16 protein-coding genes are annotated in these 16,174 nt (G+C 60.2%); 6 read left to right on the forward strand and 10 right to left on the reverse strand.

The window, feature by feature from the left end:
- The first annotated feature begins 153 nt into the window (after positions 1 to 153).
- Positions 154 to 777, forward strand: coding sequence for a maleylpyruvate isomerase family mycothiol-dependent enzyme (locus CJ028_RS05330; protein WP_105034250.1), 624 nt, complete (start codon positions 154 to 156; stop codon positions 775 to 777).
- Positions 777 to 1,073: a DUF1905 domain-containing protein gene (locus CJ028_RS05335; protein WP_205683948.1), complete on the forward strand. Its 297-nt coding sequence runs from the start codon at positions 777 to 779 to the stop codon at positions 1,071 to 1,073. Before CJ028_RS05330 ends, CJ028_RS05335 begins: the two co-directional genes overlap by 1 nt.
- Positions 1,074 to 1,980: 907 nt before the next feature.
- Here CJ028_RS05335 and CJ028_RS05340 read toward each other — a convergent pair.
- On the reverse strand, positions 1,981 to 2,424 hold the full coding sequence (locus CJ028_RS05340) for a MarR family winged helix-turn-helix transcriptional regulator (protein ID WP_105034251.1): 444 nt from the start codon (positions 2,422 to 2,424) through the stop codon (positions 1,981 to 1,983).
- Positions 2,425 to 2,705: 281 nt separating this feature from the next.
- On the opposite strand from CJ028_RS05340, the gene CJ028_RS05345 reads away from it, so the two are divergent.
- Together CJ028_RS05345 and CJ028_RS05350 are read left to right on the forward strand one after the other, a co-directional pair.
- A complete protein-coding gene (locus CJ028_RS05345; RefSeq protein ID WP_161498896.1) occupies positions 2,706 to 3,422 on the forward strand; it encodes an alpha/beta fold hydrolase in 717 nt (238 codons plus the stop codon).
- Positions 3,419 to 3,949 (forward strand): DUF1697 domain-containing protein, encoded by a 531-nt coding sequence (locus CJ028_RS05350; protein ID WP_105034253.1) that lies wholly within the window; start codon positions 3,419 to 3,421, stop codon positions 3,947 to 3,949. The genes CJ028_RS05345 and CJ028_RS05350 overlap by 4 nt, the downstream gene beginning before the upstream one ends.
- Before the next feature lie 77 nt (positions 3,950 to 4,026).
- Here CJ028_RS05350 and CJ028_RS21340 read toward each other — a convergent pair whose 3' ends face one another.
- Entirely contained in the window at positions 4,027 to 4,623 is a 597-nt protein-coding gene (locus CJ028_RS21340) for a phosphotransferase (protein WP_240607112.1), read from the reverse strand.
- A gap of 635 nt (positions 4,624 to 5,258) precedes the next feature.
- Here CJ028_RS21340 and CJ028_RS05360 point away from each other — a divergent pair.
- Complete coding sequence (locus tag CJ028_RS05360) at positions 5,259 to 6,614, forward strand: MFS transporter (RefSeq protein ID WP_129590390.1); 1,356 nt, start codon at positions 5,259 to 5,261, stop codon at positions 6,612 to 6,614.
- Positions 6,615 to 7,672: 1,058 nt separating this feature from the next.
- Here CJ028_RS05360 and CJ028_RS21890 read toward each other — a convergent pair.
- The 8 genes from CJ028_RS21890 to CJ028_RS05415 all read right to left on the reverse strand — a co-directional run bounded on the left by CJ028_RS21890 (position 7,673) and on the right by CJ028_RS05415 (position 15,321).
- Positions 7,673 to 8,011 (reverse strand): SdpI family protein, encoded by a 339-nt coding sequence (locus tag CJ028_RS21890; RefSeq protein ID WP_105034256.1) that lies wholly within the window; start codon positions 8,009 to 8,011, stop codon positions 7,673 to 7,675.
- 841 nt (positions 8,012 to 8,852) lie between these two features.
- Positions 8,853 to 9,314, reverse strand: coding sequence for a hypothetical protein (locus CJ028_RS05380; RefSeq protein ID WP_105034258.1), 462 nt, complete (start codon positions 9,312 to 9,314; stop codon positions 8,853 to 8,855).
- Positions 9,315 to 9,491: 177 nt separating this feature from the next.
- Positions 9,492 to 9,761, reverse strand: coding sequence for a SecDF P1 head subdomain-containing protein (locus tag CJ028_RS20615; RefSeq protein ID WP_129590391.1), 270 nt, complete (start codon positions 9,759 to 9,761; stop codon positions 9,492 to 9,494).
- A 440-nt stretch (positions 9,762 to 10,201) separates the two neighbouring features.
- Positions 10,202 to 10,759: a nitroreductase family protein gene (locus CJ028_RS21895; protein WP_105034260.1), complete on the reverse strand. Its 558-nt coding sequence runs from the start codon at positions 10,757 to 10,759 to the stop codon at positions 10,202 to 10,204.
- Positions 10,760 to 11,685: 926 nt separating this feature from the next.
- Positions 11,686 to 12,627 (reverse strand): glycine betaine ABC transporter substrate-binding protein, encoded by a 942-nt coding sequence (locus CJ028_RS05400; protein WP_161498898.1) that lies wholly within the window; start codon positions 12,625 to 12,627, stop codon positions 11,686 to 11,688.
- A gap of 45 nt (positions 12,628 to 12,672) precedes the next feature.
- Complete coding sequence (locus CJ028_RS05405; RefSeq protein WP_105034263.1) at positions 12,673 to 13,461, reverse strand: ABC transporter permease; 789 nt, start codon at positions 13,459 to 13,461, stop codon at positions 12,673 to 12,675.
- 10 nt (positions 13,462 to 13,471) lie between these two features.
- Positions 13,472 to 14,680: an ABC transporter ATP-binding protein gene (locus tag CJ028_RS05410; RefSeq protein WP_105034264.1), complete on the reverse strand. Its 1,209-nt coding sequence runs from the start codon at positions 14,678 to 14,680 to the stop codon at positions 13,472 to 13,474.
- On the reverse strand, positions 14,677 to 15,321 hold the full coding sequence (locus CJ028_RS05415; protein ID WP_104080935.1) for an ABC transporter permease: 645 nt from the start codon (positions 15,319 to 15,321) through the stop codon (positions 14,677 to 14,679). The genes CJ028_RS05410 and CJ028_RS05415 overlap by 4 nt, the downstream gene beginning before the upstream one ends.
- Positions 15,322 to 15,888: 567 nt before the next feature.
- On the opposite strand from CJ028_RS05415, the gene CJ028_RS05420 reads away from it, so the two are divergent.
- Positions 15,889 to 16,158, forward strand: coding sequence for a hypothetical protein (locus tag CJ028_RS05420; protein ID WP_105034265.1), 270 nt, complete (start codon positions 15,889 to 15,891; stop codon positions 16,156 to 16,158).
- The last annotated feature ends 16 nt before the right edge of the window (positions 16,159 to 16,174 follow it).

A 16,174-nucleotide genomic window follows, 5' to 3' on the forward strand; every position in this document is an offset into this window, starting at 1 on the left:
GGCTACAGCTGGGATCGTCATAGTTCGGATTATTGCGGGCGAACCTGAGAAGCGCCCGCAGGGGGTTCGGCTTGCGGGCCGCGTCCGATTGGGATCGACGCAGTAGTGTCGGTTAGCTGACTCGCCACCCGTAGAAGCAACCAAGGAGCCTCTATGAATGAGATCTGGGCAGTAGTGCACCAGGAACGTGCCGCGCTGATTCACGATCTGTTGGCATTGGAAAAACAGCAGTGGACGACGCCATCGTTGTGTCTCGGATGGGATATTCACACCGTTTTGGCTCACCTCGTCAATGACGCCAAGACCACTCGCATCGGGTTTGTCAGCAAGCTGATTGCCGCTGGCTTTAGCTTCGATCGCATCAACGCGTCGGGAATTGCGCGGGAGCGGTCCACCGATCCAAACCAGACATTGGCCTACTTCCAGGGTGTCCGCAGCCGCACCACAAGTGCACCCGCACCTTTAGCCACTCGTTTGGTCGAGATATTCGTGCATGGTGAGGACATACGGCGCCCTCTCGGTATCGACCATAAGTACCCCGTCGCTGAGGTGGCAACTGCACTTCACTATCAAGTGAAGACCAGCGTCAAACTCGGTGGAGGTAAGGAACGTGTGGAGGGACTGCGCCTCATCGCAACAGATGCGGACTTCGACGAAGGACGTGGCAAAGAGGTGCACGGCGCCGCGATTGCGCTGCTGCTCGCAGTATCTGGTCGGCCAGTCCACATACGAGAACTCACAGGTCTAGGCGCTCCGTCGCTGACGGGAGCTAACTGATGATGAGTGACATTAACAAGCCAGTTCAAATGATCAATTGTGTTTTTGCGGCGACGATTATTTCCGACGCTAACAGCGGCTGGCTCTGCGTGCAGATGCCCGGCTCTGCCGAGTTCTTTGGCACGGGAAAGGCTGTCAAAGTCATAGGAACGGTAGACGACCATCCGTATGAAGCAAGCATGCTACCGGTCGGCAACGGAACACACATGATGCCTATTCGCGCCCCATTTCGAAAAATCATTGGAAAGGGCCTCGGCGATGAAGTGAGAGTGCACTTGACACGAAGAGTTGTCTGAGTACCGCGCCCCAATCGAGGTAGTGCCCGTTGAGGGTTCCACTTACGGGCAACATGCTCCGCGAAGCGACTTGAGCTGAATCACGTTTGAACGCGCCCGCTGGACGTCCCTCTTGCGGACCCCTCACTCTCAGGCGTTGACCCCAAGGCGTTCCCTTTACGTGACGCTTTGTTCATCTGAGCCATGGCTAAGATGGTTCAGCTATCCTCGGATCACAAGCAATGAATGGGGACGACATGGCTTCCACACGATCGATCAATACGACAAGGCGATTGGTCGTTCTCAGTGCCGCGCTCATGGTGAGTGCGGTTGTGTCCGGCTGCTCAGTCTCGGACGTGTGCCCCACGATCGGGTGGGACAACACTGTCACCGTCGAGCTCGAAGGCACAACATCTAACGTCAGCGTCGTTGAGTTGTGCGTCGACGGCGAATGTTCAGGCCCTGCCCCAACTCAGCTATCACCAGACGAGTCCGTCGGGATCGATGAACACTCGTGGGAAATCTCGACAGTAATGGCGACTCCAGAAAATGTCACTATTCGCGCACTCTCACCAAGCAAAGAAGTCCTCGCCGAGAGGGACGTGACACTCAACTGGGTCCGCGTGGGCGGCACTGAACAATGTGGCGGACCTGCCGAGACCGACCCCATCACCCTCACTATCGCATCCTGAATTCTCTGAGCGTCCCGACTCTGTGCGATCCCGCCAAGGGTTCCCCTTACGGGAGCGGACACAAGTTTCGAATCGTTCCCGTGTCCCGGTCGATATCCCCTTCGGAAACGCTGACGCCTTGCGGTGACTGCTGGCCGCCTTTCCCACAGAGAGGTTCTGAACGCGCGCAGGATTCGCGACGTTCAAAGACTGCCTCTGGACGAGATGAACGCGGCCGAGAGATAACTCCACGAGGATCAGGCGGATCCTGTGCTTCGTTCAGCTTGGTCTCGAAGCACCCGCATGAGTTCACCGAGCGCGCTGTTGAGTGCGCGCCAGTCGATTCCGGTCACTTCGGCCTCGATGCCATCGACCCATCTGGTGTGTGCGGTGTGGATGTCTGACAGTGCTGCTGAGCCCTGATCGGTGACGATGAAGAGCTTGGACTGACGGTGGCGGGGGTTGTCGACGTAGTGACCAAGCGCGTCGGCAACGAGTTCGTCGGTGATCCTCTGGATGCCTTGCCGGTGAAGTCCGAGCTTGCGGGCGATGTCGGGCACAGTCGCGCCGTCTTCAGCGGCTTGGAGGACCATGCGTCGCGCGTGCGTCTGTCCGGCCGTCGAGGCGAGCTTCTCGCCGGCCTCGCGTAACAGGCGATTGGCATCGAAGATCGCGTGGAGCACGGTGTTCGCGTCGCTCATCGCTCAACCTTTGACATCATGTCGTCACCCTCTCTAGGCTGTCAGAGTGACAACATGTTACCACCTGCTGGCTGGCGCGCTGCCAGACGCGCGGCGAGAGTCGGCTCAGCTGTTTCGGTGCTCGGAGTCGACCTCCTGGCTCGCGCTTCTAGGCGACGGCATCTGGCGCAACGGCGTATCGGCAGGTTCGACCCAACGGCATGCCGAGGCCTGGGGCCGCTGGCTTCGGCAGCCGCAAGAGCCCGCGGAATTCATCGCGGACCCGACTTAGGAGCGGACCAATGACCAACCCACCCACGGTCGTGCTGCTCGGCGGCAGCGGACTCGGCCCCTGGGCTTGGGAGCGCGTGACGCCGATCCTCAACGCCCACGGCCTCCGTGCGCTCACCCCGCAGCTTCGCGCAACCGGCGACGATGTAACGCCGGCGGCCGAGGTCTCATTGGTCGACTGGATCGACGACGTCTCTGGCTTCCTCGCAACACGTGACCAGCCCGACATCACCCTCGTCGCGCACTCCTTCGCCGGATACGTCGCAGCAGGCGTGCTCGCTTCCGAAGTGGACAGGATCAGGACGGTGGTGTTTCTTGACGCGGTGCTGCCCCAACCCGGACGGTCCTGGTTCGACGCCATGGGCCCCGACGTCGAGCAGTTCATGTCCGGGCTAACCGAGAACGCGGCGATCCCCTTCTTCACCCGAGAGCAACTGGATCAGCTCTACCCGCGGCACGGCATCAGCGAAGCCGACTGGGAGTGGATGCAACCCCAGCTCGGTTCCCAGCCCCTCGCCACCTACGCGCAGCCGGCAATCACCGAACCGCTGAACCCAGTGACCACGCGGCTCGCTTACATTCAGTGTCTCTCCACAGCACCGCCCGCCGCGGACATCAATGCCAGCACCCCCGGCTGGACATTTAGGACTCTCGACACCGGGCACTGGCCGATGATCACCCACCCCAACGCAACAGCCCAAGTCATCGAAGAACTGGCGAGCCCGTGACCCAAGTCGCGTTCTTTCGAAATCTCAACCTCGGCCACCGAGGCAGCCCAACCGGCAACGAACTCGTCGCGGCATTCGGAGGACCAGCGGTGGCGCGAAACTTTCAGACCAACGGCACAGTCCTCTTCACCTCGGCAACCCCTAAGGCCACCGCGAGCCACGCGCTTCGGGGCCTCCGCGACGGGGAATACTCCCACAGCATGGTCATGCGCACCGTGGCCGAGCTCGAAGACATCGTTAGGGAAACCCCAGAAGCGGACCCGGCCGAGAACGTCTACCGAACGATGATCTCGCTCTTCGACACGGATCTCCTGCCGCCAGTCGAGCTCCCGATGCGGAGCCGCGATCAGCTCGTCGAGCTCCGCCGGATCGACTGCGGCAGCGCGACCAGCGCCTGCTGGAAACCGCGACACACGGCCGGCGACGTCACCGGGTTTCTTGAAGCACTCCTCAGCGTCCCCGTGACCACCCGAAGCCTCGGCACACTGAAACGTCTCGTCGCCGCAGCGAAGAGGGCGGAGAAGTGACGCATAGCAACGCGCCATTCATCCATGACGGGCGCGGTCCGAGTGGCAATCACTCGCGTGCACCGCAAGGGGTTCCGCTAACGGGCTCCCGGGCTACCGGAGGTAGGCGCCGAAAACTCTGGGTCGTTGACGATGCGCGCCAAGGTGGTCTGCCCGAGAGTGCTCATCCCTGGGTTCGACTCCCGGTAGTACCACACCAGGCCCATCGCCTGTTGGAACGCCCACGCGGCTCCACGCCACCATTCGAGGTCATCGCAAGGCAGCTCGCTACGGACGAGCGCTCGTCTCTCGTCATCGAGCAGGTGCCACGCGGCGACAAGATCGAGTGACGGGTCGGCCGGAGCGAACCCACCGCCATCCAGGACGCCAACCAGTCGGTCGCCCTCGCCGAGGAGATTGCTCGGAGTCAAATCGCCGTGAGTCATCACCTCGCGGCCAGAAGGCGGCAAACTCCGAAACTCCATCCAGAGAATGCGTAGCCGATCGACGGGAAGCAACCCGGCGCTTTCTCGGAAACAGAGTTCCATCCACTCGTCGGAGTCCTTCAGATCTCCGCCGCGACCAGGGCCCGCGAAGTTGCGTCCTTTGGTTGCCGCGGCGCGAAGCGAATGCACGAGGCCGGTGAGGTCATAGGCGAACATGTTGGAGTGCGCTAAACCTTTGGGCGTTGCCACGGTCCCGTGTAGCCACGTCTGTACAGACCATGGCAGGGGAAGCCGTAACCCGGATTGCCTACGACCATGGGCACCGGAGTCGGGACCGGACAACACGTCGCCAGCTCGCGCATTGCTGAGGCTTCTCGGTTGAGTTCGGAGGTCATATCAGCTGGCGCAGCGCAGCGCAGCGGGAATCGTGCCGTGAGGTCGGCACCGATTCGAAAGATGGCGTTCACCGTGCCGTCCGTCACGATGCGACGGACGGGTTCAAGGCGCCATTCGGGGAACTGGTCTGATATCAGCCGGCGAGCTACTTGCTCGTCAATGTGCAACTCGTCGTCGTGCATAGCCATTCAAGCTAGGCTAACGGATTTGAGCGATTGTCCCGCAGGGGGTTCCTCGAAGGCAACAACGTCTAGGACGAAACCACGCGCATGGAACTTGGCGGCGTGGGTCGCCTGGATGTCGACCGGGCGATTGGAGTTGCAGAGCATCTTCGTTCCGAGTCCGGTCACTGCAATAGGATCAAGGCTTAGCGGTTATGGGGACGAAGTGGGGCGGGCACGGCGCGTATGGATCCGCAGAGTCGTTGAGCGGTCGGGTCTTTGGGCGTGATTTCTCCCGGTGGTACGAGCGGATCACCTTCGATTAGCGTGACCCGAACTGGGCTCTTGGCCGCGGCTCTGCTGGGGTTGGAGCTTGTCACGGGCATGCAGGCTTACCTGCTGAACACCGTGATGCCCGTCATTGGTTCGGACCTCGACGCGAAGGATTTCTATGGTGTGATCGTGGGCTCGGCGCAGATCGCCATGTTCCTAACGATGCCCTTGGGCCCGTACTTGCTCCAGCGTTTTCGGGTGGATCGGCTGCTCGTTCATCTGAGTTGGCTCACGGTCGCCGGCAGCGTGTCGAGTGCCGTAGCTCCGAACGTCGGTGTCTTCGTTGCCGGTCGGGTCGCCTCTGGTCTGGGCGCTGGAGCTTTGGCGACCGTGTCCTTGGCGGCAATCGTGTCAGTTCTACCTGCCGGGTGGCGCCGCGCGGTTCTCGCCGGTTTCAGCGTGACCTGGGTATTCGCCTCACTCGCCGGTCCTCTGTACGCCGCGTGGGTGACCTCTGTTGCGAGTTGGCGCTGGGCGCTCGTGCTCTACCTCCCGCTCCTCATCGCGGCGCGAATCGTGGCTGCTCGCCAGCTGAGGGGCACCATGCAACCGGGAACCGATAAGGAGCCGTTGACGCTCGGCTCCGCCGGAATGCTCGCGGGCGGCGTTGCTTTACTCTCCTTCGTGGGCCTGCAGGCAGTGCCCTCCGCCGTAGCTGTCACCATGGGTGCCATGGGGGCCGTCGCCGTGATCTTTGCCGCACGCCGGCTTCTGCCCCCGGGAACCCTGAGCGCGCGAGCCGGCCGCCCTGCGGCACTGGCCACGATGGGGCTCCTGGCGGGTGTGTATTTCGGTGCCCAAGCGATCATGTCGATCATCGTTCAAGATCTGCTCGGGGGAACCACCGGACAAGCTGCGCTGGCACTCGCCGGCAGTGGCATGGGATGGGCGCTCGCGGGTTTGGCAGCGAGTCGATGGCCCCCACGGACGTCCCGAGCGTACGTCTGCCGCGCAGCGGTAGGGGGTTCCCTGATTGGCTTGGGGCTGTTGGGGACCGGAGCCGTCATTCTCACGGACGACGCTCTGCCGCGCATCACTGTGGTCCTTCTCGGGTGGACGCTCGCGGGCATTGGTATGGGGCTGGTTTATCTCGACACCCTCAACAAGATCGTAGATGTGCCACCGGAGGTAGATGGCGTCACTGTTCCGCGGGTGGCTGCGGCGACAATCTTGGTCGAAGCGATCGCGACAGCGGTTGCCGCCACGCTGGCGAGTGCTGTCGTGGGGCGGGCCGTTGCGGTCGGTCAGGACGCGAATCCAGCAGTAGTCATTCTCGCCGTCACCGGTGCGGGCGCCTTCTCATTGGTGTGGTTGGCCCGCCGCACGGCGATGGTTCATGTGGTGCGATGATCGCTGCTCTGATTCACCTTGAATCGGCCACCAAGCCCAACCACCATCCCCACAGGACTCGAAGCTCGATCGTCCCATAGAGGGTTCCGCTCGCGGTATGGGCGCAACTGGGCTAGTCGCGTGGTTTAGTCCCCATGAACTGAAAAGGATATTGGGAGCACATCAACCCGAATGGCGACTACACCTGGAACAAACCCCGCCACCCCGTCGACGGAAACAGCGATGACTTCGCCGACCCTCGGCGTGTTACGTATTCTGTTTCGTAAGGCGGCCCCTTGTACGGGACGAAACGTGGCCACCGCGGTGTTCTTCTTTAGATGGCCTACTCCTTTAGGTCTTCGTCATTTGTGTCCGCGAGTAGCAGATCCATCTGCAGATTCTTGGCCAGAGTATAAGCGCGGAGTGCTTGGGTTGCAACGAGTATCAATCGCCCAAGCAAAGCCAAAAGCACGAAGCAGACGATATATGCTGCGACTATTCCGGCCATTGCGGCGACGCCGTAGAAATTGTATGAATACATAATTCAACGCTAGTTGATAACGGCTTCCGAAATTTCAAGTCTGATGAATACTATTTTTTGCGCGGACTCGATATCGACGCTCTCGCAACAAAGGGGCGCTCTCTACTCGATGCGACTCGCGCCGGCAGCAAGGTGCAGGGGATTGCCAATGAGTTAGTCGCTATCGAGCCGGGGCTCGGCTCGGCTCGGCGAGAATCTCTCGCCCGTCACCTACACGACGACCGAGAATCTCCCATCGCAAAGGACTGCGCTCAAGGGTGGCTTGGCGAGGTGAACCGACCTGGACGAAGCGATATGCACCTGCACGGATGCCGATCCACTCCGGGCCTACAGTAATCGCCCTCCAAGTTCCCAATGATCAAAGAGGGAAGACGCGCGACTTAGGAACCCTCGTCCCGTATGGGGTTCAGCTTGCGGAACTCTCTTCCATCAGCACGGCAGACCGATCAGATAGCTATTTTGCCGTTCCACACGATCACGGTGTCGGGCATACACCGACTATCTCGCAGGTCGCTCCGCTGGCGGGAGACAGGCGCTGTCATCCAGCATGATCCGCGGGATGTTGGATGCCACGTACGCCGCGTGTCCACGCCCAAAGCAATCCAGCCACTAGGACCGTTAGACCGAAGCCAGCTGATGCGCTGCTCTCGACAATTCCTGCCGGATAAAGAAGCCAGCAACCGGCCACTGCCACCGTTGTGACAGCCAGAGGGACGAGAGCCCGTCGATGGACCGTGTTCCACGTTTTTCGGGACTGGAGGGTTGTATTCGTGCGTACTCCAATGACTCGGTTCGGCGGAATCACTCCGAACGCGCAGAGCGAGACGATGAGCAAGGAAAAGAGTGAGGCTAATACAGCAACGAGACTCAAAAGCATTTTCGTTTCGCTCTCTTCTTAGGGTGTCCGTTCGCGGGTTCCCACCAGCACGGTGTTATGGGTGCTGCATCTACTCGACCTTATTCGTTCTCTCGTGAAGAGCATTTCCGTTTCGCGCGTCTATACATGATGGTTCCCACGAGCGCGAGGACGAGTGCCGTAGGCAGCCAAGTGAAGAGAAGGTAAGGCCCGAGGATCGCGAAATACGGTTCGTGGGAAATGGCTGATTTGACCCAGATTCCGATGAGGACGCCGACAAACAGTGCCAATTGCATCCCCACAAACAGATTGATCATTGCGCGTGGATCGTTGAGGCGCTCGAGTGGCACCTGGTGTTTTCTGGTCACGATAACCGCACCCTGTCCCGAGTGAGAACTTGCTGATTGTGAGCTGTGCACCGTAACCCCTTATTAGCCCAAGAGGCCCTGAGTGTTCTAGAAGTCATGAATATCTTTCGTCGGGGAGGTAGATGAAATTTTCAGAGCTACCATTTGCCGTCATCGGGCAGACAGGCAATCGCAACTATTGCTTTTGGGCTCCGGCCATCACCACGGTATCGGACACGTGTTGTGTCGATGATCCACCCCGGCGGCGTCACGGAGCGGCTGCCCACATCGGGCAACCGGTTCGACAACTCGGATGAGGAAGCCCGTGAAGCAGGAGACGTCGTGGGGAAGCATAGCTTTGGTCCTGTCCACACAGTCGACTCGCTGGCACACGTCGTCCCGCATAGGGTTCCCTTATTGGAACGGACCAAAGTCGGCGATCGCGTGTTTAGGCACCCTGGTGGGCGTCCGTCTTACGATCGAAGTCGTGGGACCCGCGCATTAGGAGTGACGGTTTATGTGAGGTGCTCCGCTATGTCTTGGTCGATGCTTGATCGGTGCCGCGCGTGGATGCCGACGACGGCCAACGGGAGCAGGGCGTACACCGGCGCAAGGGCCAGCGCGCCGAGGAAGGCCGGACCGGTTGGTGCGGCATAGTCAAGGTTCATCGCGAGCAGCGCCCAGCACGCCCCGGCGCTGCCTGAAGTCAGTACTGCCGCGATGTACAGCGTTCCTCGAAAGGGCTCCTCATGGTCGCGATCTACGGCGGCGGCGATGGCCAGGGCGAAGCCACCGAGTGTCACGGCCGCGATAGGCAGGAAGACCATCCACAACGGTTGCGTGCTCGAGACCTCGGTACCGGACCACTGCACGTTCAGAGGATTCGGCAAGGGCATCCATTGCATCACCACGATTCCGACGCCCACGGTCGGAACCGCGACGAGCAGTGCAGCGAGAATACGGCGCGTGAACATCATGACGAACCGATTCTAGGGGAGGCATAGGGTAATTGGCGGGATCGCATTGACGGTTCCCCATACGGGCTGGTCGAGGCATCGGCTGAAGTGGTACGAGCTCATCTCCGTGCGTCTACGAAGTTGGAAGCGGTGTGCTGCATGCCGTCGAATCCCGGAGTCGAGGTCGATTGGGTGAGATCAAGGAGTTGTTGCAGTCCTCATGTCTGCGGCAACCTGCTGGGCCTCGGATACGGTCCCGAACACCAGTGTTAGCGGGCTGCTGGTGAGGGCATCCTTCACGAGCGGTGCGGAGAGGACTCGGCCGTCGAGGACGATCGCCAGATTCTTTTCCAGCGCCTCGCGAGAAGCATCGCTGAGAGTATCGGTATCTGTGTCATTGAGATCAAGGTTTACGGAGTTTGTCGATCCCTGATCGTCGGAGAGCGTTACTGAGTCTGGTGTGATCACACCCAGCACCTGTGCTAATTCGTATGTGGTGGTTCCTGCCCGGTCGCACGCGGAGGCTGCGCCGTCTGAGGTCAGGGCCGGCGCGGTGCATGGACCGTCACTGGAGGAGATCACGAGCCGAAGCTGAAGAGGTTTCCCCGGCGAATTCGTGTCGCCGGCGGCCGTGGTGCTGCACCCCGTGAGAAGCATCGCGACGGCTGCAAGAGCAAGTAAAAGGGTTGAACCTCGACGCGCCTGATTATTGAGTCGGGATCTGACATCCAAGCTTGACGATGCTGTAGTCAACATTTTGCGTTCCCCCATCGATGCGGCACTCCGAACCTCCCTACAATCTCGCAGTGAATCGGACATGAGTCAAATAAATAGCCTGTTAGCTCCTGAACGCACGCGCGCTCGACGACAGTCTCCTAGCGTCGGTCGCGTCCCGTAGGGGGTTCGGCTTACGGGCGGGGTGTGGATAACAATTCTGAGGCGGATAGTCGGCCGGTGGTGATTGCTCGCGTGCCCGTCATGGGAACTCTCGGGTAGCTGAGTGATATGGCGTGGTGTGGGCGCCATCCGTTTTCCACTCGGAGCAAAGTTGCTGCCTTCGTCACATTGGCCTCCGGGTAGATCGTTGCCAGGCAGCTCCCGAGCCCCAAAGCAGTCGCGGCAAGAATGACCGTTTGGCTGACTTTACCGAGATCGAACTCCGTATCCTGAAACCCAGTGTCGGCCGAAAGGAGCACGAGAGCGCACGGCGCGGACGCTAGGTGCTGCACGTAGGCCCCCAGTGCACCGAGTTTTCTGAGGTGCTCTTTGTCACAGACTGCGATAAAGCGCCACGGCTGCCGATTTCTGGCTGAGCCAGTCCACCGGGCCACCTCAATAATTTGTGTCAGCACTTCCAACGGTACCGGACGATCAGTGAATGAACGCATAGTCGGACGTGCGGCGAGTGTTCGAATCAAATTCAGGGCTTCCATTGCATCAGCCTTCCATGCCCGGTAATGAAGCATTCTTGCTAACCAAGGTCCGGCTGGCTGGCTGGCTGGCTGGCTGGGTGGACGAGGACCAGCCCACGCGTCGACAGGGGATTCCCGGCTTGTCAATCTCTTAAGTGAGTAGGGTGCACCCTTGCCTCTCCGAATGAAGTGGCGACGGTGACCATCGCGAGGAGCGGCCCCCAAGCGAGAACGGGGGTGTAGGTAAGCCCCATCAAGGAAAGGTCGGCATCCACTAACATGTCGAACGCGGCATCGTCGCTGATCGGTGAATTTGATGTACTGGGTCCGCTGGAGCTGCCCATCTTGGGCGAAAAAAAGCCCGAAAGCGCGATCGGATCGGAGTTGAGGTCTGAGTAGTAATGGACCGCATAATCGCGCTCTTGGCCGGGCTCTCGTCAGAATCCTTCGCTAGCTGCCCGCCACGATCACAGTGTCCATCACCGCGGCGCTGAATGAACTCAGTCCGCGGGCCCGCCAAAAGCTGTGTCTTCGTCAATATCCTCATGCTGATCGTTTCCAGGGCCGTCCGGGACGGACTCCGCTTGAGCCTTATCCTGGCCGTCTATCTCCGTGGAACCGCTGGAACCGTCTTCGTGGTGAGGGTATTGAGCTTTTTCATTCTCTATAGTCACGACCCCAATCTCGGCGCAGAATGGTGTTCGGGCTCAGTCGCGAAACGGATGCAACCGTGAAGCGATCGTCTGCTCGAGCGGGCAAAGACCTAACAAAAAAGCGACGCGGAGAACGCCTGACCTATGAACAGAACAGCTGCACGGGAGGAACGTCGTTCGTCGGTTTCGACGGTTGGCTCATGGGGAACAAGGACGGTGTTGAGCGGGTGGACGCCCAGGTAGAAGTGATCAAAGGAAGGACCCATCGGCGCGGCGAATGACGCTCTGGGGGCGACGGCCGGGGTCGTACGGCGGGCCTGGCCTCGATTATTCGAGGAAGCCTTCGCTTTCCAACCACTTCTCGGCCACATCCTTGGGCCGCTGACCTTCTAAGTCGACCTGTCCGTTCAACTCGGTGATCACGTCGGCGGTCAGTGCCTCGCTGATCGGCGCCATGATATTCGCGATCGCCGGATACTCATCGAGCGTCTCCTGGCGCAGGGTCATCGCCCCTTGGTATTCGAGGAAGAAGCTCAGATCGTCCTCGAGTACCGTCAGGTCGTTTGCGAGGTTCCGCGCATCGGTGGACGTCACTTCACCGAAGAAGCACTCCTTGCCGATCTGGGCGTAGACAAGATTCAGGTCGAGCTCGACCACTTCGGAGAACTCAAAACCGTATGCCTCCTGCAGGCCGGGCAGGCCGTCGTCTCGGTTGATGAACTCACTCGCAGCGCAGATCGACCCCTGGTCAGGGTTCTCCTGGATGAAAGTAACGGCGTCGCTGATCGCGGCGATATTGTTTTCCTCGGCGAAATCCTCGGGGACGGCGATGGCGTAGGTGTTCTCGAATGGTGCCGGTTCTAGCCAGGCAATCGAATTTTCCGCGTCGGCTTCCGCCACGGCCGCGTACAGGTCTTCCGGCACCTCTTCCGTGGTGTTGCCCAGGATGTTGACCCATCCGGTGCCGGTGTAGTCCCAGTACATATCGATCTCGCCGGTCTGGAGCGCTTCTCTGACCGTGGCACTGCCGGTAATACCGGTCTTGTCCTCGATCGACGCACCCGCGTTTTCTAATGCGACGGCCGTGATTTGGCCGAGCAGAATCGACTCGACGAACTCCTTCGAGCCCACCGTTAGCGAAGCGTCGGCAAGTTCAGCGTCACCACCGTCTGTGTTGGCGTTGGGTTCACCCGCGCAGCCCGTCAGAAGCAGGGTCAATCCGGCAGCCAGCGCTATGATTTTCTTTGTCTTGCTCGTGATTGCGTTCACGGTTCCTCTTTCCATGTAGTTCATTTCTACGCTTATCAAGCTTTCTTACTCCGAATTCCGAAGCCCTTTCGGGCGAAGGAGGTCCTCGGCGATGCCGGCGATGTAATCGATCGATAACGCGAGGACGGCGGTCAGGGCCGCCCCGACCAGTTGGACCAGGAAGCGGTTGGTCGAGAGTCCGGCGACGATGATGTCGCCGAGACCACCGGCGTTGATGTAGGTCGTTAGCGTGGCGGTGCCCACGTTGATGACCAACGCGGTGCGCACGCCCGCGAGGATGATCGGAACGGACAGCGGAAGTTCGATGCGGCACAGCACCCCGAACCTGGAGATTCCCATCCCGCGTCCGGCCTCAAGAATGGAGTCGTCGACCTGCTCCAACCCGACCATCGTGTTGAGCAGCACAGGCACGACCGCGTAGAGCACCAATCCCAGGACAGCCGCTTCGAAACCGAGGAAAAAGAAAGCGACGGCAAGAAGCACCAGAATCGCGATGGTCGGCACTGCCTGTCCGAGGTTGAGCACAACCAGCAGATAAGGCCGGATTCGTCGCGTGAAAGGGCGGGTCAGCACGATGCCAAGAGGGACCGCGACGAGCAGAACGATCACGGTGGACACCACAGTCAGCTGGATGTGCTGCCACACCGCCGTGGACAGCGATTCGGCATTGAGCGAACGGGCCTCGATGCTGTCCAACTCTTGCGAACTGACGTAGACGTACAGGCCGAGGCACACCAGCGCGAGGAAGGCAGGCATCGTCAGATAACCCGCCCACGAGCGGCGGCGCGATGGGGTCTGCGCCACGACGTCTTGGTCCCGGATAACGGCGGACATTTCTAAACCCTCACCTACTCTGCAGAATTCCGCATTGTGTGTTTTCGCGGCTCTCGGCTACCGCTGATTCACGCAGGGCGCGCACCGACCGGTTGATCTGGTCGATGTCGACGACACCCTGGTAAACACCATCGGAATCGACTACGACGGCCACGCTGTATCGGACCGCGATCAACTCGTTCAGGGCGTCATTCAGCGTTGCATCGGATTCGAGAACCGACTCAGGTGCAATGCCGACCTGATCGAGCACCCCGTCCTGCGCGCCTTGCAGGTCTCCGGCATCCGCCCACCGTCGTGGATGTCCCGCACGGTCGAGTACCAGCAGGGCGTTACGGTGCGATTGACGCAGCGTCTCCAGCACCTCCGCATGGCCGGTTCCTATCTGCATCGTAGGCCATTGCGTAAGCTCGATGTCAGCGACGCGGCTCAGATTCAGCCGTTTGAGGGACGCGCCCTTGCCGATGAACTCCGCGACGAAGTCGTTCGCGGATGTCGTCAGAATCCGTTCCGGGGTGTCGTATTGGGCGATTTGGGAATCGGTCTGCAGGATCGCTATGCGGTCGCCCAATTTGACTGCCTCGTCGATGTCGTGGGTGATGAACACGATCGTTTTTCGCACGTCCTCCTGCGGGTGGAGGAACTCGTTCTGCAGTCGATCCCGGGTGATCGCGCCGATCGCGCCGAACGGCTCATCCATCAGCATGACGGCCGGGTCGGTGCCGAGGGCACGGGCCACTCCGACTCGCTGCCGTTGTCCACCGGACAGTTGGTCGGGGTAGCGGTCCCGGAACGAGGCCGGCGGCATGTTTACCGTTTCCAGAAGCTCATCCACCTGCGCGGCGACCCGCTTGTTGTCCCACTCGAGCAATTTGGGTACCGTTGCGACGTTCTCACCGATTGTCATGTGCGGGAAGAAACCCACCTGCTGGATGACATAGCCACGGCGCCGGCGCAGCTGATCCGGATTGCTGGAGGTGACGTCCTCTCCGTCCAGGGTGATACGACCGGACGTGGGCTCGATGATCCGGTTGATCATCTTCATCGTGGTAGTCTTGCCGCACCCCGAAGGCTCGACCAGCACAACTATTTCCCCTTCTGGGATCTCCAGGTTCAGGGTGTCGACGGCAGTATGAGCCTGAACGGCACAACGCTTGGTCAGGTCCTCCAGCCCGATCATCGCCCTACCGGTAAGCGGTCTCCCCTTCGTGGTGCTTGTCATCGAATACCTTCGGATATCGTGAATCTACCCAGCGCAGAAAAGACCACGTCGAAAAGAACCGCAAGAACAACGATGCCGAGAATGCCGGCAAGAACCAAGTTGACCGCCACCGGTGTGCCCACTCTGGCCAATCCGGTGAAAATCAGCTCTCCGTAACCCGGGCCGAGCACGATCGAGCCAATCGCCGCGATGCCCAGCAGGACGAGGGTCGTGAGCCGTATCCCGGTGATAATGACAGGCCAGGCAAGCGGAAGTTCAATACGCAGTAGGCGCTGGGTCCGGCTCATCCCCATGCCGTGCGCGGACTCTACGATCGCCGGATCGACTTCCCGTAAGCCGGTGATCGTATTACGGACGATGGGAAGCAGTCCGTACAAGGTCAGCGCCACAACGACCGGCATGGCGCCAAGACCGAGTGGGCCGATCAACAACACGAACAACGCGAAAGAGGGCACCGTGAGAAATGCTCCGGAGACTGCCAGTACCGCTTCTCGCATCCGTTCTCGCCGGTACGACATCACTCCGAGTGACACTCCAATGACGGTGGCCAGCAGGACCGATACCCCCACCACGGCTGCATGCTCCAGGCCGAGCTCAAGCATGTCCTCACTGCGACTGATAAGAAACTCGAGAAAATTCACGCAATTCCTCACCTCGGATACCGAAAATTAGAGTCCCTCACTCGACGATGCTCACCCTGCAGCGACAACTACTCCTACTTAGTCTTCCACACGCCCTCTTGACAAAACCCACTACATATCAGCACCGTGGCTCATGTTGACGGGCGCAGACAATAATCGGCAAAGGTCTAAGACCGCTGCATACGTGCATCACACGTGCTCGTTATGCCGGTATCAGCATAACGAGCACACTCCAAATGAGGCACGCACCCCATCTCGCGAGCACTTGAGATGAGTCTCGTCCCACGCCGAGAAACCCCAGATCAACAGCTGTACTGAGCAAACATAGAAGGATAAGATCCGGATAGCTAGGAAAGTCCCGCTCGGGCAAGGCACAGGGGAATCGGCGCACGTGACGGAACCGTAACGTCTCGCTGCACCCAAATGGGGTTGCCGTGCGAGACTAGCCTCTCACCCTCGCCTACGGCTCTCAGCCCGCGTTCCCATCCAGTTCGGCATCGGCGTCTCCATTTGTGCCCGTGCCGGTGGGGGTGAATCGATGTGTGATCGAAGCGAAGAGGTTTTGATGTGTGGGATTCTCTAGACGATCAGTATGAGCAGATCCTGTTCAGCAGCTGGCAGGACTTCAGCCGCGTCGTGCAAGGCCTGATTCTGGCGGCAGCTATCGCCGTGGTGCTGGCCGCCCTCGTTTACCGCAGTTCCGCGCTCACCGGAGTCGCAAATTCCCTCGAGTCGGTGCTGACGGGCGTCATCGGTGTTGTTGTGCTCGCTCTTATTCTTGATCTCCTTCTCGTCGGCCTCGGCCGCCTGACCACACCCCGAGGTATCCGTGTCTGAACTCAGTGCATCCAAC

It is taken from the genome of Cryobacterium aureum, from assembly GCF_002954245.1.
Taxonomy (GTDB): domain Bacteria; phylum Actinomycetota; class Actinomycetes; order Actinomycetales; family Microbacteriaceae; genus Cryobacterium; species Cryobacterium aureum.